The sequence below is a fragment of the Mycobacterium gordonae genome (assembly GCF_002101675.1).
In the GTDB taxonomy this organism is placed as follows: Bacteria; Actinomycetota; Actinomycetes; order Mycobacteriales; family Mycobacteriaceae; genus Mycobacterium; species Mycobacterium gordonae.
The window spans coordinates 15,404-36,360 of the sequence record NZ_LQOY01000207.1 but is presented as its reverse complement, the minus strand read 5'-3'; the positions used below and the strand labels follow the sequence as shown (position 1 = coordinate 36,360).

Below are 20,957 nucleotides of genomic sequence, written 5' to 3'. Positions count from 1 at the left end.
ACTGGCCGTGTACAGTCCTCAACTTAGCGAAGGCTAACATAATCTGCGGGCCGTGAGCCGGATTCGACGACCGGCCAGCCTGAGCGCCGGTGTGGGAGGAGAACGTCCGTGTGCGTCGCAATCGGGGAACGGGTTCCGCAATGAAACCGGTGGTATCCCACGACGCTGCGACCGTGCAGGAACGCCGGCGCGAGTTGCTGCGCCGCCGGATCGCCGAAAGCGGTTTGACGACAACCGAATCGACCACACGAACCGCTATCTCGGCGGGCGAACGCTACCCGCTGTCCGCCGGACAGCGCCGGATGTGGTTTGTGCAGGCCATGAACCCCTCCGATGCCACGCTGAACATCTGTGTGGGGTATCGGCTGTCGGGCGCGGTGGACGAAACGCGGCTGCGGACCGCCTTAGCGACGGTCGTTGCGCGGCATGCGATCCTGCGGACGACCTATGGTGTGGACGCCGAGGGCGAGCCGTATCAGGTCTTCGCCGACGACGTCGACATCGCCTGGCACGCGCAGGATATATCCGGCGGCTCGACCGGCGCGGCGGCTCAGCAAGTCGAGGCGCTGGCACACCGCGAGTTCGGCAGGCCCTTCGATCTGGCCGAAGAATTGCCGCTGCGGGCGACGCTGCTCCGGACCGCGCCGGACGAATTCGTGTTGCTGCTGGTGGTGCACCACATCTGCTGGGACGATGACTGCTGGACGGTCTTCTTCGGCGAGCTGAGCGCGGCGTACAGCGCTGGCATCGCCAATGTGCAAGCGCCGCAATACGTTGCGGTTGAAGTGCTGGAGGGTGAGACGCTCGGCAGTGACGCCGACCTCGACTACTGGCGCGACACCCTGTCCCCGCTGCCCGATCCGCTGGAGCTGCCCGGCGTCGGAGCGCCGAAGCCGTCCACCCGGGCGCACCACCGCACCGCGACACTGCCCCCAGACCTGTTCGCCCGGGTCGAGTCGTTCGCGCGGGAACGCTCCGCCACACCGTTCATGGTGTTGCTGGCGGCATACGGAGCACTGGTGCGGCGCTACACGGGCGCCGCCGACTTCCTGATCTCGGTTCCGGTCACCGAGCGTCGGGCCGCCGCCGAGGGGGCGATCGGCTACTTCGGCAACACGCTGCTGCTGCGGATGCGCCTGCGACCGGAGCAGACGTTCGCCGCCCTGGTCGACACCGTGCAAGAGACCTGCCTCGGTGCTTTCGCGCACCAGTCCGTTGGGCTCGATCACGTTGTACGCGAACTGAACCCGGAACGCAGCGCCGGACACGACGGGATGGATCGACTGGTCCGGCTGGGGTTCAGCATGCGCAAGAGCGTGACTGGACTTCATTTGGAAGGGATGCGGGCTCGGCAGCTCGAGCTGGGTGCGGTGTGCGCCCCGATTCCACTTGCCCTGGCGGTCGTGCTGGATCCCGAGGGGATCACCGCCGAGTTCGAATACCAGTCCGATGTACTGGGTGACGAGCTTATCGGGCAGTTGCTGCGGCATTATCGGGAGCTGCTCAACAGCGCGCTGTGCGAGCCCGGACACCGGATCGACAGGCTGGCTCTCCTCGGTCCCGGCGAGCGGGAAGCCCTGCTCACGCAATCCGTGGGTGTCCTCGTCGAAAGGCCGGCGAGCACCGTCGTCGCCGCGCTGGAAACGGCCGCCGCCGCGACCCCGGATGCGGTCGCCGTGATGTTCGAGGACACCGAGCTCAGTTACGCGCAATTACACGGGCGAGCAAACAGGCTGGCGCGCTGGTTGATCGGCAACGGGATCGGGCCCGACGACATCGTAGGCCTGCGCATGACGACGTCCCTCGACTTCGTCGTCGCCATGTTCGCCGTACTGAAAGCCGGTGCGGCCTACCTGCCGATCGACCCCGCTTTTCCCGACGAACGCATCGACTACCTGATCGCCGACGCCGCGCCGGTGTTGGTGTTGGGCCGCCAGGATTTCGGCGCGGCCGAAGAGGCCGCAGCGGCATTGCCAAGCGCCGCGCCCACCGACGCCGACCGGCGTTGCCCGCTACGTCCGGAGCACTTGGCGTACGTCATCTACACCTCCGGATCCACCGGACAGCCCAAAGGTGTGGCCGTGCCGCATCATGCGATCGCCGACCATATTGCCGGATTCCTGCAGGAGTGGAGCCTCGAGCCCGCTGACCGGTTGCTGCAGACGTCGTCGGTGAGCTTCGACGCCTCGGTGATTGAGATCTTCGCTCCGTTGTCCATCGGCGCGCGGCTGGTCATTCCGAAAGTCGATGCGTTCAGCGACGTTTCCTACATCGCGGATCTGATCAGCCGCCACGGAGTCACCGTGCTGCACATGGTGCCCTCGATGCTGAGCACGCTGCTGTTGCTGCCACAGCCAGGCCAGTGGCGACAGCTGCGTCATGTGCCGGTGGGCGGGGAAGCGCTTCCGGGCGAGGTGGCCGACAGGTTCGCCGAACACTTCGATGCCTCGCTGCGTAACCACTACGGGCCGACGGAGGCGGTCATCTGCGCCACGCACATGCCCGTCAAGGGACGCCAGGGTGCGGGTGTGGTGCCTATCGGCGTGCCGAACCAGAACGTGTACGCCTATGTGCTCGATCAGGAGTTGCAGCTGGTTGCGGCCGACGTGGTCGGTGAGCTGTACCTGGGCGGTGTGCAACTGGCCCGGGGATATCTCGGACGTCCAGCGCTGACCGCGCAGCGATTCGTCGCCGACCCGTTCAATCCGGGGATGCGGCTGTATCGGACGGGTGATCTGGTACGACGCAACCAGGCCGGAAAATTGGAATTCGTCGGCCGCGCCGACGAGCAGGTCAAGGTCCGCGGTTTCCGGATCGAACTCGGCGAAGTCGAGTCCGTGATCGCCACGCATCCGGCGGTGCGGCACTGCCTGGTGCTGGCGGAGGAAACCCCGGCGGGGGCACGGCTGGTTGCCTACCTGGTGCCGGCGACGCCCGCCGACTCGGGCCCGATAAAGCTGTCTCTCAACGAGATTCAGGCTCATGCCGCCGCTTCGCTGCCGCAGTACATGGTGCCCACGGCGGCTGCGGTGATCTCCGACATCCCACTGACCGTCCACGGCAAGCTGGACAAACGGGCACTTCCGGCGCCGACCCCGGTCAACGCTCGCGGCTACCGCGCTCCGGCGACGGCGACGGAGCGGCGGGTGTGCGCCGTCTTCGGCCGCCTCTTCGGCAGCGAGCGGGTCGGCGTCGACGATTCGTTCTTCGACCTGGGCGGTCATTCGCTGTTGGCGGCTCGTCTGGTCGCGCAGATTCGCGCCGAGATCGGGGTGGACTGCAGTGTCCGCACCGTGTTCGACGCTCCGACACCGGCCGGGTTGGCCGCCCGGCTGACCGAAGAGTTTCGTGCCGCCTTCGGCATCGACCTCGATGACGTGGACCTCGACGACGAGTGCGGTGCTGAGCTGCCCGCGGGACCCTCGGGCCGTCCGGAACTTGTCGCGACGATTCGCCCCGAACGTCCCCCCTTGTCCTACTCGCAGTTGGCCATGTGGTTCCAACACCGGATGCGGGGAGCCAACGACGTCTTCAATCTTGGACTCACGCTGCGCTTCACCGGTCCGCTGGATGTGCCCGCACTCATCGACGCCCTCAACGACGTGGTGGCGCGACACGAGGCCCTGCGCACCGTTTTTCTTGAGCACGAAGGCATTCCGTATCAGTTCGCGCAGCCGACTCTGAGACTGGACCTACCGGTCCGCGAGGTCGCCGCCGAGGAGGCCGACGCCACGATCGCGGCGCTGCGCGGCTACCTGTTCGATCTGACGTCCGGCCCGATGATCCGTCCGACACTGCTCAAGCTCGACCCCCGAACCCATGTGCTCGTCGTGCTCATCCACCACATCGTCACCGACCACAATTCGCTCGGGGTCATCTACGAAGACCTGATCACCGCCTACCAGGCACGCTGCACGGGCCGGGTGCCGCAGTGGGACCCGCTGCCACTGCAGTTCATCGATTACGCACTGTGGCAACGGGATACCTTTGACTCCCCGGAGCAGTGGGCAGCGTCCGAGTTGGACCACTGGCGCGCGGCACTGGCCGGACTGCCCGCCGAAGTCCCGATGGCGGCCGACCGCCCGCGTCCGGCGGTGGTGGGCCAGCGCGCCGAGTCGGTCACGTTCGCGGTGCCGGCGGCGCGACGTGCCCTGCTGACCGTGCTCGCCGATCACGCCGGCGCCAGTGAGTTCATGGTTTATCAAGCCGCCCTGGCGGCGTTGCTGCACCGGGTCGGCGCAGGCACAGACATCGTCATCGGCACTCCGGTCGCCTCGCGCGACGACGTCGCGGTGGCAAAGGTGGACGGGCCTTTCGCCAACGTGCTGGCGTTGCGCAATGACCTGGCGGGCGATCCGAGTCTGCGAACCACGCTCGCACGTTGCCGCGCAACGGTACTCGACGCGCTGTCGCACCAAGAGCTGCCCATCGACCGGCTCGTCGAAGCGCTCAACCCGCCGCGTTCGAGTGCGCGCAACCACCCGTTCTTCCAGACCTCGCTGCACTTCCGCACCGAGGATTGGGCGCAGGCGCCGCGGAACCTCGCCACCCCCGGAACGACCGTAGTGCCCGTTCCCATGGAGTTCGGAATGTCGCTGCTGGATCTCGACGTGAGCGTCAGTGTGGTGCCCGACGGGGGGCTCGAGGTGCGGTTCCTCGCCAGCGCCGATCTTTATGAGCCGCAGACGGTTCGACACCTGGCCGCTGCGTTCGACCGGTTGCTCGATGCGTTCGTGACGAACCCGGACCGCCCGGTTTCGGAACTGGAGTTGCTGCCGGCCGATGTCATGGCCGAACTGATGGCGCCGCCCGCAGCGCTGGAAGTATCCGCCTCGAAGCCCGTCGGCTCCCCCGAGACCGAACGCGCGCTGATCGCCCTGCTCGAAGAGCTGCTGGAGATCTCCGGCGTTGACCGGGAAGACAACTTCTTCGCCCTCGGGGGCGACAGCGTGATCGCCGTACAGATGTCCGCACGCGCCAACGCGGCCGGCCTCGCCCTGGCCCCGGTCATGGTCTTCGAGCACATGACCCTCGCCGAGGTGGCCGGCGCCGTGGACGCCGCCGGCAATGCGGCTGCGGCACAACCGGATTCCGACGTCCCAGCGCCCGTCTTGCAGAGCGCGCCGATGAGTGCCTCGGGCCTCGACTCCGACGCCTTGGCCGCGCTCAACGCCTCCTGGCTTCAGCAGTAGCGGGACACCGTGCCGACTTCCCCGCCACAGATCGAGGACGTTCTCGCGCTAAGTCCCTTGCAGGAGGGGCTGTTCGCGTTGTCCCGCCTCGCGCAGGACAGCCTCGACATCTACACCATGCAGATCGTCGTCGACATCGACGGGCCGCTGAACGTCGCGCTGTTGCGCCGCAGCGCGGCGGCCATGCTGGAGCGCCACCCGAACCTGCGCGCCGCGTTCTGGGATCGTGACGTGCCCAGGCCGGTTCAGATCGTGCCCTCCCACGCGGAGCTGCCCTGGTCCGAACGAGTGGCGACACCAGAGGAATTCGATTCGATAGCCCGCTCGGAGCGGCACCGCCCGTTCGATCTGAGCCGAGGTCCCGCGCTGCGCGTGGTTCTGCTCACCGTTCCCGGCGGGGAACGGCGCCGGATGATCGTCACCGCCCACCACATTCTGGTGGACGGCTGGGGACTCGGCGTCTTCTTCACCGAAATGCTCGCGGTCTACGAGGCGGGAGGTCGCGCCGACGGGCTACCCGCCGCCCGCCCCTATCGTGACTACATCGCCTGGCTCGCAACACAGGACCGGGCCGCTGCCACCGCGACCTGGACGAAGTATCTGCAGGGTGTGAGCGCTCCGCTGATGCTGGGCGAGGGCACCGTCGCAGCGGGCGTGCCGGAGAAGTCTCAGCTGCTGCTGACGGCCGAAGATACGAGCCGGCTGCGGGACTGGGCCGCACGCAACGGGCTGACGCTGAACACCGCGGTGCTGTTCGCCTGGGCCGTGGTGCTCAGCCGGCTCACCGACCGCCGGGACCTTGTTTTCGGCACCATCGTCTCCGGACGTCCCGAGCGACTGCCCGGCGTAGAGACCATGGTCGGACTGTTCATCAACGCTGTCCCGGTGGTGCACACCGTGAGCGGCACCGTCCCGGTCGTCGAGCAGTGCGCCCGGCTGCAACGGGATTCGTCGACGATGCGGGGCATCGGCTACCTGAGCCTGTCGGAACTGCAACGCGCCGACGGCCGTGGCAGCCTGTTCGACACCCTGTTCGTGTTCGAGAACGCACCGCTGCACGACGCCATCCGGCCGGTCACCACCTCCGACGGCACCCGCTTCGCCGCGGTCTCCGGTGAGAGCCTGACGCACTATCCGCTGACCGTGGTGTCGCACCAGATCGACGACCGATTGATCGTGGTCGTCGAGGCGATCGCCGAAGCACTGCAACATTTTCCGGGGGCTCAGATTTGCGAGCGCATGGTCGCGGTGCTGCGCCAGCTGCCCGGCATCGGGGACCGAACGCCCGAGGCGCTGGAGGTGCTGACCGCGGCGGAACGCGCCGAGTGTTTCCGGCACGCCGAGCTTGCTCCCCGGCCTGAAGCCAATGTGTGGGAGTCGTTCGAGCGGCAGGCCCTCGCCACCCCCGAGGCGCTCGCCCTGACCACCAGCGACGGGGGGCGCTGGACGTACGCCGAACTCCATGCCGGTGCGGCGCGACTGGCCGGCGAGTTGGCGGAGCGCGGGATCGGCGCGGAAACCGTTGTCGCACTGGTCATGCGACGCTCGGCGCAATCCATCGTGGCGATCCTCGGGGTACTGGGCGCCGGCGCCGCCTATCTGCCGATCGATGTCACCCTGCCCGGCGCGCGCATCGAATCGATGCTGCGCCAGGCCAACCCGGTGCTGGCGATCAGCGACGCCGACAGCGCGGCACTGGCCTCAGCCGAGCTTCCGACCCTGGTCATCGACGACCCCGAGGTGGCCAAGCGCATCTCGCGGCGCGATGCCGTCGCCCCGACCGTAGCGCGCCATCCCGATAGCAGCGCCTACGTCATCTTCACGTCGGGCTCCACCGGCGAGCCGAAAGGTGTGATCGGCACCCATGGCGCTCTGCTCAGCTACCATGACGACCACCGCGAGCGTGTCTACCGCCCGGCCTGGCAGCGGCTGGGCCGGCCGATGCGTATCGCACACGCGTGGTCGCTGAGCTTCGACGCGTCGTGGCAGCCGATGGTGGGTCTGCTCGACGGACACGGAATTCACCTGTTCGACGCGCAGGAGATGCGCGACGCGGACCGCCTGGTGCAAGGGATCGCCGATCACCGGATCGACATGATCGACACCACTCCCTCGATGCTGGTTCAATTGCGGGCCGCCGGATTATCGGATCAGCACCTCGCCGTGCTCGCGTTGGGCGGTGAAGCGATAAACACTGTGCTGTGGCAGCAGCTTCGTGCGCTGCCGGCAGGCGCGGTGTACAACTGCTACGGGCCCACCGAAGCGACCGTCGAGGCGGTGGTCGCCGCCGTGCGTGACTACCCGGCACCGACCATCGGAACCGTCAACGCCGAAACCCGCGGCTATGTGCTGGATTCGGCCTTACGTGTCGTCCCCCACGGCGCGGTCGGAGAGCTCTACCTGTCCGGCCATCAGCTTGCACGCGGCTACGTCGGCCAACCCGCGATGACGGCCGCCCGCTTCGTGGCCGATCCCTTCCGGCCGGGACAGCGCATGTATCGCACCGGTGACCTGGTGCGGCGTTTGCCGCACGGCGGTCTGGCCTATCTGGGACGCGGGGACACCCAGGTCAAGATCCGCGGCTACCGGGTGGAGATCGGCGAGATCGAGGGGGCGCTGCGATCGCAGCCCGGCGTACACGACGCGGCCGTCTCGGTGGTGCGGCGAGCGGGCGGTGCCACGGTAGTGAGTTTCGTTGTCTGGCAGGGCGATAGGGAACCTGACACCGCTCGGTTGCGGGTCGCTTTGACCGAATGCCTGCCCGCGTACATGGTTCCGGCACGGATCGTGGCACTACCCGGGCTGCCGGTGAACGCCAATGGCAAACTGGACGGTCACGCGCTACAGGAGTTGGCGCGCGAGGAACTCGCCGTGGGCGGTGGTGGGCCGGTGGCCCCGTCCACCGACACTGAGCGGGCGCTCTGCGAGCTGTTCGCCGAACAGTTCAACGGAGTGACGCCGAACCTGGACGACGACTTCTTCAGCATCGGGCTGGACAGCATCGTGGCGATCGGTTTGGTGCACAAGGCCAGGCGGCGCGGTCTGGCACTGAGCCCTCGCATGGTGTTCACGGCGCCGACCATCCGCCTGCTGGCGGCCGCAATGGACACCGCGGGAGGGTCCGACCCGATGGTCGCCGATACCGAATACGGCGAAGTCCCGCCGCTGCCGATCGTGTCCTGGGTGAACGAGTACGGCAACTATCGGCGCTTCACCAACACGGTGCTGCTGCGGCTGCCGGTCGGCATCGATGCCCCGGGGATAGAGCAGCTGCTGCAGCTCGTGCTGGACGGGCACGAGGCGTTGCGATCGATCCTGACCGATACACCCGACGGGGCTCGTCTGGTGACTCGTGAGCCCGGTGTCGTGGTTGCCGCTGAGCTGCTGTCCCGGGTGCAGCTGCCCACTGGGACGGATGCCGAATTAGCCGCGCTGGTGGGAATTTCGGCGCGGCGGGTGATCGACGAGATCGATCCCCATGCGGGCGCGATGATGCGGGCGGTGTGGTTCGATGGCGCGGCGGAGCGCCAGCTGCTGCTGCTGACGATCCACCACCTGGTGGTCGATGTGGTGTCCTGGCACATTCTGCTCAGCGATGTCGCGGAGGGCTGGCGATCGGTCCAGGCGGGCGCCGCGCCGAAAGCATTGCCGGAGTTCACGTCCTACCGCCGGTGGTCGAAATTGATGTGGGACAGGGCGGCGGCGCCCGAGGTGAACGCCCAGCGCGAATATTGGGCCGCGCTGCTGCGCGAACCCGATCCTGCCCTGGGGGCCCGGCACCCGGACCCGACCCGCGACACCTGGTCGACGCTGCGAGTCAGCAACGTGGTCTCGCCGGTTGACGTCAGTGAGCGACTGGTGGCCACCCTCACCCGCGACGACCGAATGCGTGAGATCCTGCTGTGCGCCGTGACGGTCGTGCTGGCGAGTTGGCGCCGATTGCGGGCGCAGGATCCATCCTCGGGTGCGGTGATCGCGTTGGACAGTCACGGCCGGGCCGATACCCTCCTGGACGCCGACACGTCCAACACCGTCGGCTGGTTCACCTCCGCTTTCCCCGTCCGGCTCGGGGGCGGTTCGGCCGCCGTCGATATCGAGCGGCTCGAGGCGGCACCCGAGGTCGGCCGCACACTGCTCGACTCGGTGACCGCGCATCTGGACGCGGTTCCCTTCGGCGGCCTGGACTACGGATTGCTCCGTTACGTCAACCGCATCCCGGAGTTGCAAGCGGCGACTGAGCCGCAGGTGCTGTTCAACTACCTGGGCCGCTTGGACCTCGGGGTGGTCACCGACGAACCGTGGACGTTGATCGGAGGGCACGAGATCGATGAATTGCCAGTCGATCCCGAGCCGGATCTACCGCTGCGTTTCGCACTGAACATGAGTCTGTTGGTCCGGCGCACCGCAGCCGGAGCGGAACTCGTCAACACCATGCTGTGGAGTGCTGCCCTGTTTACGCCGGCCGACATCGAGGTGCTGACGCAACTGTGGCAGCGCACCCTGGCCGCACTTGCCGCCGGGCTGGAAGCCGCGGCGTGACACGGGAAGGATCAGCAACGGTGCCCGGCGAGGAATGGATCAGCAGGGACGAGATCAAGGACACCATCGCGGCCCAACTCGGCTGCCCTGCCGAAGACATCGCTGACCAAGACGACCTCATCGAGTTGGGGCTGAACTCGATTCGCATGATGGCGATGGCCGGAGGATGGCGTAAGCGCGGCGCCGCCATCACCTTCGCCGAGCTGGCGGCGAAACCCACGGTTGACTCGTGGCATGCTCTGCTCTGCGGAGAACCGGCCGAAACGGCGGCCCCGCCGTTCCGGACGGAACCGGAGCTCGACGAGTACGCGCCGTTCCCGTTGGCCCCGATGCAGCACGCGTACTGGGTCGGGCGATCCGACGAGCAGGAGCTGGGCGGAGTGGCCGCCCATCTCTATGTTGAGTTCGATTGCGGGGCAATCGATCCAGGTAGGCTGGAGCGGGCGGTTCGTGATCTTGTCGCCGCGCATCCCATGCTTCGGACCCGATTTCTGCCGGACGGCACCCAGCAGACCCTGCCCCGGCCAGGCCGCCCGGTGTTCAGCGTGGTGGATCTGCGAGGACACGACCGCTCGACCGCCGAATCCGTGCTGGCCGACATGCGGGATCGAAAAACCCATCAGCGGTTGGCAATCGAGGACGGCCAGGTCATCGACGTCACGTTGACCCTGCGCGACGGGAACCGTAGTCGCTTGCATCTGGACGTCGACATGCTGGCCGGTGATGCGATGAGTTACCGCGTTCTGACCGGCGATCTGGCCGGACTGTATCGCGGGGCCACATTGTCGCCGCCCGGTTACAGCTACCAGCGCTACCGCGTCGAGAGCCGGCATAGTCACGACGTTGACGCCAGGCGGGAGCGGGACCGGCAGTGGTGGCAGCGGCGCCTTTCCGAAATGCCCGGAGCGCCTGAACTTCCCACCGCGCCGATGGGCGAGCGTGGATCGCCCCATCGCACCGTGCGGTACGACCACTGGCTGACGCCGCAAGCCAAGGACAAGCTCGTTTCGGGTGCCCACGCCCGCGGCGTCACCCCGGCCGTGGCGTTGGCCGCGGTCTTCGCCGACACCATCGGCGGATGGTCTGGGCAGGACCGGTTCCTGCTCAACGTCCCACTGTTTCAACGCGAACCGGTGCACCCCGACATCGACCGGGTGATAGGAGATTTCACGTCGTCGATCATGCTCGAGGTCGACGTCGGCGAGAACATGTCGGTGGCCGACCGGGCGCGCGCCGTGCAGCGCAGCATGTACGAAAGCGGTTCGCACTCCTGCTACTCCGGCCTGGAGGTATTGCGCGACCTGGGTCGGCAGCGCGGCGAGCCGGTGCTGGCGCCAGTGGTGTTCACCAGCGCGCTCGACCTTGGGGAATTGTTCGCCGAGGACGTCGTCGAGGCATTCGGCGAACCGGTGTGGATCATCTCGCAGGGTCCGCAGGTGCTGCTGGACGTCCAGATCACCGAACTGCGCGGCGGGTTGCTGATCAATTGGGACGTGCGCGAATCCGCGTTCCCGGCCGGCATGGTCGACGCCATGTTCAACAGGTTCACCGAGGCGGTCGGGCGCCTGGCCGAAGGCGAGGCGGGCTGGGACGCCGAGGCCGCGGTGCGGCTACCGCGCGCGCAGGCGACGGTGCGGGCGGCCGTCAACTCCACCGACGGCCCCGTTACGGGACGGTGTCTGCACCAGGGGTTTTACGAGCACGCCGCCCGTCGTCCGAATGACCCGGCGGTGCTGTGGGGCTGTGGCGAGGCTGCCGGCGCCTGGAGCTACCGGGAGCTGTCGAAGAATTCGCTCGCGGTGGCCGGGGCGTTGCGGGCGTGCGGCGTTCAGCCTGGCGACGCCGTTGCCGTCCAGTTACCCAAAGGTCGCGACCAGATTGCGGCGGTGCTGGGCGTCCTCGCGGCCGGCGCGACGTACGTGCCCATCGGCTATGACCAGCCGGATGAGCGCCGCGCCAGAATACTGCAAACCGCGGACGTCGTCGCGGCGCTGACCGTCGCGGGCTCCGACCTCGGGCTGGGCCTCCCGTGCGTCGGTGTCGATGCCGCGCGCAACCATCCAAACCCGTTGCCGGAAGCCGTCTTTCCGGATACTGGGGCGATTGCCTACCTGTTGTTCACCTCGGGGTCGACGGGTCTGCCCAAGGGAGTGGAAGTTCCGCACAGCGCGGCGATGAACACCATCGACGCCGTCAACGAGTGGTTCGAAGTAGGCAAGTCGGATCGAGCGCTGGGGGTGTCCGCGCTCGAGTTCGACCTGTCCGTGTACGACATCTTCGGCATGTTCTCCGCCGGCGGCGCGGTCGTCGTCGTCGACGCCACCCAGGCGGACGCGGACCACTGGGTGAGACTGATTCGCCACCACCAGGTTTCGATTCTCAACTGCGTTCCGGGCATCCTCGACATGATCCTGCAGGGGGCCCCGGCGGGACTCGGCTCGTTGCGGGCGGTGCTGCTCGGCGGTGACTGGGTGGGCGCCGAGCTGGCCCGCAGACTACCGACGGTGGCTCCCGGCTGCCGGTTTGCCGGCCTGGGCGGAGCGACGGAGACGGCGATCCACAGCACCGTTTGTGAGGTGGTGGGCGTGCCTCCGGCGCACTGGGCCACGGTGCCGTTCGGTGTGCCGTTGCGCAATGTCCGGTGCCGCGTGGTTTCGCCGTCCGGCCGCGACTGCCTGGACTGGGTTCCGGGTGAACTCTGGGTAGGTGGTGCGAACGTCGCGGCGGGCTACCGGCACGACCCCGAACGCACCGCGCAACGTTTCGTCGAACACGACGGCATCCGTTGGTACAAGACGGGCGATATGGCCCGATACTGGCCAGACGGCACCATCGAATTCCTCGGCCGCGCCGACCACCAGGTGCAGATCCGCGGCTACCGCGTCGAACTCGGCGAGGTGGAAAACGCGCTGCGTAGTGTCCCGGGAGTCCAGCAGGCCGTAGCGGCCGTCGTCGGCGCCGGCGCGCCGATGCTGGTTGCGGCGATCGCCGGTGAGCCGGCGGCGTTGACCGGTGGGGACGTCGCCGAAGCGCTCGCCGATCTGCTGCCGAGTTACATGATTCCGGCCCGCATCGAAATCCTCGAGCGAATTCCGCTGACCCCCAACGGCAAACTGGACCGTCGCGCGGTGGTCGCGCTCCTGCAACCACACCCCGCAGGCCGTGACACCGCAGCGCCCACCGATCTCGAGGCCGCGCTGGCCGACTTCGTCGCCGCGGCGCTGGGGCTGGAATCGGTTGGTGTGCATGACGATTTCTTCGCGCTCGGGGGCGACTCGGTATTGGGCACCGCCGTCGTCGCGCGGGTGCGGGAGTGGCTGGACGTCGATCATGCGGTGGTGGCCGACCTGTTCGCCACCCGCACGGTAGCGGGCCTGGCCGCACGCTTGGAGGACCGTGAGTCGGCGCGCGGCACGCCGCGACGCCTGGCCGTCATCGCGCGCCACTACCTCGACATCGCTGCGTTGACCGACGAGGAGGTCTTGGCCGAGGGCTAGGGCGTGCGGGACCCGACGATGATGCTGCCGACACTGCACTCCTGACGTTCGTCGACTCCGGTGGCCGCAACGAATGCGGCGGTGTCGGAAAACCCTTGCGCGCACACGCCGAGACCCATCGCGGTCGCGGCCAGGTAGACGGTCTGCATCAGGGCGCCGACGTTCTTGAGGACGGTGGCGTAGGCGATCTGTTCGTAGGTCCACATCATCCGGCCGGCGCGTGCCGCGATGACCAGGACCACCTGCGGTTCGGCGCCCCCGGCCAGCGTCGCCGCGGCCGGCTTGATCAGTTGGGTGGTGGCCGGCGCATCGGCGGCGGCGACCGGACACAGTGCATGCTCGAACGAGTCGTAGTGGTACATACCGGATTCCAGGCCGGCGACGCTGCGCACCACCGGGTAGATCTCCAGTTCGTAGATGCCGCCACCGGAGGGATACGGACGAGACAGCAGTTCTTCGCCCGCGGCTGCCGCCTGGGTGCCCCGGGTCCGCGCGGTGCGGTAGAGCAACTCACCCAACTGCTCGGCGGTGATGGGCCGCTCGTCGTCGAATGCCCTTGTGCTGACCCGATCTTCGATCACCGCCGCCAGCGGCGGGTCCTGCGAACGCCGAACCGCGAGATCTGGGACCGGCAGTGCGACCGGATCACCCGGATAGGCGGTCCGGCGCCCCGGGGGCTGGGCGAATCGGCCTTTCGCCCATTTCGTGGGACCGAAGTCGTCCCAGGTGACCACGCGCTGGCCGAGGGTGCTGCGGCGATGAAACCACAGGTCCGGGGCGGACCAGCTCAGCGCCTCGAAGGAAGATTTCTCATCGTCGGGACGGACGAGCGCACCGGCCCAGCTCAGGTCGTCGAGGAATTGCGACACAACGGTGGTCGGCAGGTCCGGGCAGTCCGACACCTGGCCGCCCAGCAGTGGGAGCAATCGCGGCGTATGGATGCGCACATCGCACCAGCCCAGCGGATGCTCCAGCACAAACCCGGCCGAGTCGCTGTGCAGCACAGCGAATTTCGACATCGAGGCGCCTGGCGTCGGATCGGGCCGCGGCGGAGGCCGGCCGAACGGAATGATCGAGTAGAGATCAGTCGCGTCCCCACATGACGTGACGGTCAGATAGCCGCGGGTGGCCAGGTGGTCGATCAGCGCTTCGATGCCACGTGCCTGGGCCGCACCAGGGCCCGCGCCGGCCAGGTCCGAGACCGTCGCCGGGCCCACGTTCAACCTTTTGAGCGCTGCCGATTGTTCGGTGCTCAACCGGGCCAGCTTCTCGCTGTGCGGGGGATTCAGCAGTATCGCTCCGGCGCCGGTGGTCAGGCAGGTGATGCCGGGGCGAAACGCGAATCTCGTCTGGTCCGGGTATCTGCCGGCGAACATGGCGCGTCCTCTTCCACTGTTGGTTCAGCCGCAGCTGACCGTGGCCGGCCGCTCAACATTCATAGCTCCCGCACAGCTGCGGCACAGCCACCGCAGTCGAGTTAGCGGGAGCGTGGACGTAACATAATTAAGCTACCAAACGAAACAACAGTCACAAGCTGCACAAATACACCACACGCGGGTGGCGCCGGCTCAGCGATGTTCCCGCCGCTGCGTGCGAATTCGAGGGGGATCCATATGACCATCAAGTCGCTGGCCGTCGGTGCTGCGGCGGTCGCCGCAATCGGCGCCGCAGCCGCGGGTGTGACGGCCATCACCAGCCCAGTCGCCTACCAGGTGCAACCAGTCGTTTTCGGTGCACCGCTGCCTCAGGACCCGGCGCCGGCACCGGCGGGCCTGCCGAGCTCCGCGCAGCTGACCGGCATCCTCACCAGCCTGGCCGACCCCAACGTGCCGTTCGCCAACAAGAGCGATCTGGTCGAAGGCGGCATAGGCGGCACCGAGGCGCACATCGCCGACCACCAGCTGAAGAAGGCTGCCAAGAACGGCGATCTGCCCTTGGCGTTCAACGTGACCAACATCCAGCCGGCCGCGGCCAATTCGGCCACCGCCGATGTGGCGGTGTCGGGTCCGAAGCTCTCGCCTCCGGTGACCCAGAGCGTCACGTTCGTCAACCAGGGCAGCTGGGTGCTATCGCGCAGTTCCGCGATGGAGCTGCTGCAGGCGGCGTCACGCTGACCCGCGACCAGACGCAGGAGCCCCCTTTTCGAGCCCGAAAAGGGGGCTCCTGCGTCTGCTCGCGCCGCGCAAATGTGACCGGCTCAGTTGGGTAGGCCCATGTCCATGTCGTAAACGCGGGCATGCAGCACGACCCGATTTCGTAACGCCGCCCGCACGGCGCGGTGCAGCCCGTCCTCGAGGTAGATGATGCCGCGCCACTTCACCGCGTGCGGGAAAAGGTCCCCGTAGAAGGTGGAATCCTCCGACAGCAGGCGGTCCAGCGCCAGCACCGTCGTGGTGGTGACCAATTCGTCGAGGCGGATCTGCTGCGGTGGTATCTGAGACCAATCCTTGTAGGACAACCCGTGTTCGGGATACGGCTTGCCGTCCCGCACGCCCTTGAAGATCATCGACAGTCGCTTTCGCCTGAGTTTCGCCAAAGGCTATCTGCCGCGCCGGGCCGATGGGGTATTAGCCGCGGATCAGCCGTTGGCAGGTCAGATCCCGTCGAGCCCGTAAAATGAACGCGGCCGGTAGATGAAGATGGGGGTGACAGGCAATGGGTAGCGCTGACGAGCGTCGCTTCCAGGTGTTGCACGCCATCGTCGCCGACTTCGTCGCCACTCACGAACCGATCGGGTCGAAGTCCCTGGTCGAGCGGCACAACCTGGGTGTATCCAGCGCGACCATCCGCAATGACATGGCGGTGCTGGAGGCCGAGGGCTACATCACCCAGCCGCACACCAGCTCCGGCCGGGTTCCGACGGAGAAGGGTTACCGCGAGTTCGTCGACCGTCTCGATGACGTCAAACCGCTGTCCTCGGCGGAACGACGCGCGATTCAGGGCTTCCTGGAGTCCGGCGTCGACCTCGATGACGTGCTGCGCCGTGCGGTGCGGCTACTGGCGCAGTTGACCCGCCAGGTCGCCGTCGTGCAGTACCCGACGCTGTCCACCTCGACGGTCCGCCACCTGGAAGTGATCGCCCTGACTCCCGCTCGGTTGTTGATGGTGGTGATCACCGACTCCGGCCGGGTGGATCAGCGCATCGTCGAACTCGGCGACGTCATCGACGACCACCAGCTCGCGCAACTGCGGGAGATGCTCGGTCAGGCGTTAGTCGGCAAGCGGCTCTCGGCGGCCTCGGTTGCGGTGGCCGACCTGGCGGGGCGGCTGCACGGGGGAGACGGGCTCGGCGACGCCGTCGGTCGTTCGGCCACGGTGCTGCTCGAATCCCTGGTGGAGCACACCGAGGAACGCCTGCTGCTGGGCGGCACCGCCAACTTGACCCGCAATGCCGCCGACTTCGGTGGCTCGCTGCGCTCCATCCTGGAGGCCTTGGAGGAGCAGGTGGTGGTGCTGCGGTTACTGGCGGCCCAGCAGGAAGCCGGGAAGGTCACGGTACGCATCGGCCACGAGACGGAGGCCGAGCAGATGGCCGGTACCTCGATGGTGTCCACCGCCTACGGCACCAACGACATCGTCTACGGCGGTATGGGAGTGTTGGGGCCCACGCGCATGGATTATCCGGGAACTATGGCCAGTGTTGCCGCGGTTGCTATGTATATCGGCGAAGTTCTGGGTGCTCGATGAGCGCGCACCCGGCACGGATTTTCTGGATGGCCGCCTGACTGGCGGCCACAACAAGCCTAGAAAGGCGAATCGTGGCACGCGATTACTACGGGCTACTCGGCGTCAACAGAGGCGCCAGCGACGCGGAGATCAAACGCGCCTACCGCAAGCTGGCGCGCGAACTGCATCCCGACGTCAATCCCGACGAGGAAGCGCAGGCGCGATTCAAGGACATCAGCGTCGCCTACGAGGTGCTCAGCGATCCGGAGAAGCGCCGCATCGTCGACCTGGGTGGCGACCCGCTGGAGAACGCCGCCGCCGCCGGCGGCGGATTCGGTGGTTTCGGCGGACTGGGTGATGTCTTCGAGGCGTTCTTCGGAGGCGGCGGTGGCTTCGCCGGCGGCGCGGGCCGCGGTCCGATCGGCCGGGTGCGGCCGGGTTCGGACTCGCTGCTGCGCATGCGCCTGGACCTCGAGGAGTGCGCGACCGGCGTCACCAAGCAGGTCACCGTGGACACCGCGGTGCTGTGTGACCGCTGCCAGGGCAAGGGCACCAACGGTGATTCGGCACCGGTGCCCTGTGACACCTGTGCCGGTCGCGGCGAGGTGCAAACCGTCCAGCGTTCGCTGCTGGGTCAGATGCTGACGTCGCGGCCGTGTCCGACCTGCCGCGGCGTGGGAGTGGTCATTCCCGACCCGTGTTACCAGTGCATGGGAGACGGCCGGGTGCGGGCGCGGCGGGACATCACCGTCAAGATTCCGGCCGGGGTGGCGGAGGGCATGCGAGTCCGGCTCGCCGCGCAGGGTGAGGTGGGTCCCGGCGGCGGACCGGCCGGCGACCTGTACGTCGAAGTGCACGAGCAGGCCCACGACATTTTCGCCCGGGAGGGTGACGACCTGCACTGCACGGTGTCGGTGCCGATGGTCGACGCCGCACTCGGCGTCAGCGTCAGCCTGGACGCCATCCTGGACGGCACCAGTGAGATCGTCATCCCGCCCGGCACCCAGCCAGGCGCGGTGATCACGCTGCGCGGGCGCGGGATGCCGCATCTGCGGTCCAGCACCCGCGGTGACCTCCACGTGCACGTCGAGGTGGTGGTCCCCACCCGGCTGGACAACCACGACACCGAGCTCTTGCGGGAGCTGAAGAACCGCCGCAACCGTGACGTGGCCGAGGTCCGCTCGTCGCACGCCAACAACGGCGGGCTGTTCAGCCGCCTGCGTGAAACCTTCACCGGCCGCTGACCTTTCGCGGCTCACATGGTGGCCACGCTGTTCTATGTCGATGCGCTGCCCGACGTCGGCGCACTGGCCGTCGTAGACGGTGACGAAGGCTTTCACGCGGCCACCGTGCGGCGAATCCGTCCCGGCGAGGAGTTGGTGCTCGGCGACGGTGCCGGTGGGCTCGCCCGGTGCCTGGTGGAACACGCTGGGCGCGAAGGACTTCGGGCCCGCGTGCAGACTCGCTGGACTCGCGAACCCGGCACACCGCCGGTAACGGTTGTACAGGCGCTGCCGAAGTCCGAGCGGTCCGAACTTGCGGTCGAGTTGGCCACCGAGGCCGGTGCCGACGCGTTCGTAGCCTGGCAGGCGGCGCGTTGTGTCGCCACGTGGGAAGGCGCGCGCGTCGACAAAGGCCTGCGCCGGTGGCGGGCGGTGGCACGCTCGGCGGCCCGGCAGTCCCGCCGGGCACACATCCCGCCGGTCGACGGCGTGTTGTCGACAAAGGCGCTGACCGCGCGGGTGCGTGCGCAGGTCGAAGCCGGTGGCACGGTGCTGGCGCTGCACGAGTCCGCGACCGATCGCATCGCCGATGTGGCTGTGGCGCAGCCGAATTCGGTGATGCTGGTGGTCGGGCCGGAAGGCGGCATAGCGCCCGAGGAGATCGCCGCGCTGACCGGCGCGGGCGCGGTCACGGTACGGTTGGGCCCCACGGTGCTGCGCACCTCGACCGCCGCCGCGGTGGCGCTCGGTGCGCTCGGCGTACTGACTCCGCGCTGGGATGCTGCACCGCTCGATGGCGAAAGGGACGGTCATGAGTAGCGCTGCGGACGATCTGAGTGTGGTCTTCGACGAGCATGTGGCCAGCGAGTTCGTCACCATGGACGTGCAGGCGACCATGGCCACGATGACCGCCGAACCGTTCGTCAATCACGTCCCCACCATGATGGGCGGCGTGGGCGCCGCCGCGGTGGCCGACTTCTACAGCAGGTACTTCATCGGGAGCTGGCCCGACGACACCACCATCACGCCGGTCTCCCGTACCGTCGGCGCCGATCGCGTGGTCGAGGAGATGGTGATGTCGTTCACGCACGACATCGCAATGCCGACGTTTCTGCCCGGCGTGCCGCCCACCGGTCGCGCGGTCGTGCTTCCGGTGGTCGTCGTGATGGGCTTCGAGGGACAGCGCGTGGCATATGAGCGGATCTACTGGGACCAGGCCTCGCTACTGGTGCAGATCGGTTTGCTGGACGAGGCGTCGCTGCCGGTCACCGGAGCCGCGCAGGCGCACAAGGTACTCGATAAGGATCTCCCGTCGAACACGTTGCTAGGGCGCGCAGACCCGGGCGCGTAATAACTCCACGCCGTCACCGCTGAGGTGGTGCAGCGCCCACGGCCGACCGGCAAGCACCGACGCCAGGTGCGCGGCGGTACCGCTGACCGTCCGCACGCCTTCGCCATGGCTCCAATCCGCATCGCCGGCTTGAAGTTTCAGGCCCCGCGCTCGGGCCGCTGCGGGTACGAACGGATTCGGTATCCGCACTTGCGTATCGAGCACGGCGGCCAACGTCTCGCGCCCGATGCCGGGGTGCCGGCCCAGCGCGAAAATGATATCGAGTTCGTGAATCACGTGATCGCCCAACAGCAGACGACGCGGGAACACCCGTCCGATGCCCCGGGGTCGGTGGATCAGCGCCGCATAGTGGTTGACGAGATCGGCCGGACTATGCCGCCGGGCCAGATCGGCGGCCGCCGCGGCGTTGGCCCGATCGAAGGAGCCGCGATGGCTGATCATCCCGACGGTCAACTCACGCGGCGGCATTCGGTATCCCAGCACCAGGTGGGCCAGCACCTCGTGGTTGCTCCACTCGGCACACAGGCTGGGTTGTGCCCACTCGGCGTCCGTTAGGCTGCGGGCCACATCGACAAATCGAATGTCGTTCGTGCGCAACATGTCACGCGACATCGAGGTGCTCCCGCAGGAATGCGGTCTGGTCGGCGAGCAACTCGTCCAGCAGCGGCGGATGATAGACCTGAAAATGGTCGGCGTCGTAGTGCCGCGCGATGCCACGGGGAGCGCGCCGCGCCACCTCTTCGGCGTGCCGCGGATCCATCAGCGTCTCCTTTCGAGACACGCACACCAGTAGTGGAGCCGCGATATTGCGCGCCGCGCGCTTGGCGCCGGTGACGGCGATTTCAACGACACACGAAGCGGCGATGCGGTTATCGAACGATCCGCCGGCATCCACCGTGGAGTCCCAGCCGTCTTGGGCGCCGGGCACGGTGACCGCGGCCAGGCTGCCCGGTGGTCCGACGATCGGGACATATCGGCGTTCGCGTCCCAGCGCAGCCCGAACGGCGTCCGCCGCGATCGCCGGCCCCATCCTCAGTGTCGCCGCCAGGCCCAGCCGTCGCAGCGTCGCCGGACCGTCGACGATCGGACACTGGACCACCACGGCGGCGATGTCGTGCCGGGCCGCGGCCACCCGCAGGACGTGCATGGCTCCCAGGCTGGTTCCCCACAACGCAACCCGGTCCGCGTCGATGTCGGGCAGGCCCCGAACGTACTCGATCGCCGCGGCGATGTCCTGGCGATGACGGCCCAGGCTGAGGCGTTGGCGTGGGGTCCCGTCGGAGGCGCCCAGGTTGCGGTAGTCGAAGGCCAAGGTGGCCAGGCCGGCCCCGGCGAAATGGTGTTCGTACCGGGCCAACGCCATGGTGTGGTTGGCGCCCAGTCCGTGTGCGAGGACGACGGCGGGGTGCGGGCCGTTGCCGGTTGGGCGGGTGATCCAGGCGGCGCAGCGGGTGCCGTGCGACAGGAATGTGGTGTGGGCGGTCACTGG

12 protein-coding genes are annotated in these 20,957 nt (G+C 67.8%); 8 read left to right on the top strand and 4 right to left on the bottom strand.

Translation table 11 applies throughout. From position 1 onward, the window contains the following. Positions 1-140 precede the first annotated feature (140 nt). From AWC08_RS26035 to AWC08_RS26025, 3 genes are read left to right on the top strand one after another with little or no spacing between them, the layout of a single operon-like run. Positions 141-5,192, top strand: coding sequence for a non-ribosomal peptide synthetase (locus AWC08_RS26035; RefSeq protein ID WP_069432827.1), 5,052 nt, complete (start codon positions 141-143; stop codon positions 5,190-5,192). 9 nt (positions 5,193-5,201) lie between these two features. Further along, the gene (locus AWC08_RS26030; protein WP_069432826.1) at positions 5,202-9,731 is read left to right on the top strand and encodes a non-ribosomal peptide synthetase; all 4,530 of its coding nucleotides are present in this window, start codon (positions 5,202-5,204) and stop codon (positions 9,729-9,731) included. A 20-nt stretch (positions 9,732-9,751) separates the two neighbouring features. Then, on the top strand, positions 9,752-13,228 hold the full coding sequence (locus AWC08_RS26025) for a non-ribosomal peptide synthetase (protein ID WP_069432825.1): 3,477 nt from the start codon (positions 9,752-9,754) through the stop codon (positions 13,226-13,228). On the opposite strand, the gene AWC08_RS26020 is transcribed toward AWC08_RS26025, so the two are convergent. Further along, entirely contained in the window at positions 13,225-14,604 is a 1,380-nt protein-coding gene (locus AWC08_RS26020; protein ID WP_065137498.1) for a SagB family peptide dehydrogenase, read from the bottom strand. The two genes, AWC08_RS26025 and AWC08_RS26020, sit on opposite strands and share 4 nt — an antisense overlap. 237 nt (positions 14,605-14,841) lie before the next feature. Here AWC08_RS26020 and AWC08_RS26015 point away from each other — a divergent pair, with 237 nt between their 5' ends. After that, positions 14,842-15,342, top strand: a complete 501-nt coding sequence (locus AWC08_RS26015; protein ID WP_065137499.1) for an MTB12 family secreted protein — start codon at positions 14,842-14,844, stop codon at positions 15,340-15,342. A gap of 83 nt (positions 15,343-15,425) precedes the next feature. Here AWC08_RS26015 and AWC08_RS26010 read toward each other — a convergent pair whose 3' ends face one another. Beyond that, the gene (locus AWC08_RS26010; RefSeq protein WP_065137500.1) at positions 15,426-15,734 is read right to left on the bottom strand and encodes a type II toxin-antitoxin system VapB family antitoxin; all 309 of its coding nucleotides are present in this window, start codon (positions 15,732-15,734) and stop codon (positions 15,426-15,428) included. A 149-nt stretch (positions 15,735-15,883) separates the two neighbouring features. Between AWC08_RS26010 and hrcA the strand changes: the two genes are divergently transcribed. The 4 genes from hrcA to AWC08_RS25990 all read left to right on the top strand — a co-directional run bounded on the left by hrcA (position 15,884) and on the right by AWC08_RS25990 (position 19,468). Beyond that, positions 15,884-16,915 (top strand): heat-inducible transcriptional repressor HrcA, encoded by a 1,032-nt coding sequence (gene hrcA / locus AWC08_RS26005; RefSeq protein WP_065137501.1) that lies wholly within the window; start codon positions 15,884-15,886, stop codon positions 16,913-16,915. A 71-nt stretch (positions 16,916-16,986) separates the two neighbouring features. Beyond that, the gene (gene dnaJ / locus AWC08_RS26000) at positions 16,987-18,138 is read left to right on the top strand and encodes a molecular chaperone DnaJ (RefSeq protein ID WP_065137502.1); all 1,152 of its coding nucleotides are present in this window, start codon (positions 16,987-16,989) and stop codon (positions 18,136-18,138) included. A 15-nt stretch (positions 18,139-18,153) separates the two neighbouring features. Next, positions 18,154-18,936: a 16S rRNA (uracil(1498)-N(3))-methyltransferase gene (locus AWC08_RS25995; protein WP_065137503.1), complete on the top strand. Its 783-nt coding sequence runs from the start codon at positions 18,154-18,156 to the stop codon at positions 18,934-18,936. Next, on the top strand, positions 18,929-19,468 hold the full coding sequence (locus AWC08_RS25990; RefSeq protein ID WP_065137504.1) for a nuclear transport factor 2 family protein: 540 nt from the start codon (positions 18,929-18,931) through the stop codon (positions 19,466-19,468). The genes AWC08_RS25995 and AWC08_RS25990 overlap by 8 nt, the downstream gene beginning before the upstream one ends. On the opposite strand, the gene AWC08_RS25985 is transcribed toward AWC08_RS25990, so the two are convergent. After that, positions 19,442-20,080 (bottom strand): maleylpyruvate isomerase family mycothiol-dependent enzyme, encoded by a 639-nt coding sequence (locus AWC08_RS25985; RefSeq protein WP_065137505.1) that lies wholly within the window; start codon positions 20,078-20,080, stop codon positions 19,442-19,444. The two genes, AWC08_RS25990 and AWC08_RS25985, sit on opposite strands and share 27 nt — an antisense overlap. Beyond that, positions 20,070-20,954: an alpha/beta hydrolase gene (locus AWC08_RS25980; RefSeq protein WP_069432824.1), complete on the bottom strand. Its 885-nt coding sequence runs from the start codon at positions 20,952-20,954 to the stop codon at positions 20,070-20,072. Before AWC08_RS25980 ends, AWC08_RS25985 begins: the two co-directional genes overlap by 11 nt. Between the last annotated feature and the right edge of the window lie 3 nt (positions 20,955-20,957).

Coding starts and splice junctions, on each gene's coding strand:
- AWC08_RS25995 (WP_065137503.1), top strand. CDS start 18,154: ATGGTGGCCACGCTGTTCTATGTCGATGCGCTGCCCGACGTCGGCGCA.
- hrcA (WP_065137501.1), top strand. CDS start 15,884: ATGGGTAGCGCTGACGAGCGTCGCTTCCAGGTGTTGCACGCCATCGTC.
- AWC08_RS25990 (WP_065137504.1), top strand. CDS start 18,929: ATGAGTAGCGCTGCGGACGATCTGAGTGTGGTCTTCGACGAGCATGTG.
- AWC08_RS26015 (WP_065137499.1), top strand. CDS start 14,842: ATGACCATCAAGTCGCTGGCCGTCGGTGCTGCGGCGGTCGCCGCAATC.
- AWC08_RS26035 (WP_069432827.1), top strand. CDS start 141: ATGAAACCGGTGGTATCCCACGACGCTGCGACCGTGCAGGAACGCCGG.
- AWC08_RS26010 (WP_065137500.1), bottom strand. CDS start 15,734: ATGATCTTCAAGGGCGTGCGGGACGGCAAGCCGTATCCCGAACACGGG.
- AWC08_RS25985 (WP_065137505.1), bottom strand. CDS start 20,080: ATGTCGCGTGACATGTTGCGCACGAACGACATTCGATTTGTCGATGTG.
- AWC08_RS26020 (WP_065137498.1), bottom strand. CDS start 14,604: ATGTTCGCCGGCAGATACCCGGACCAGACGAGATTCGCGTTTCGCCCC.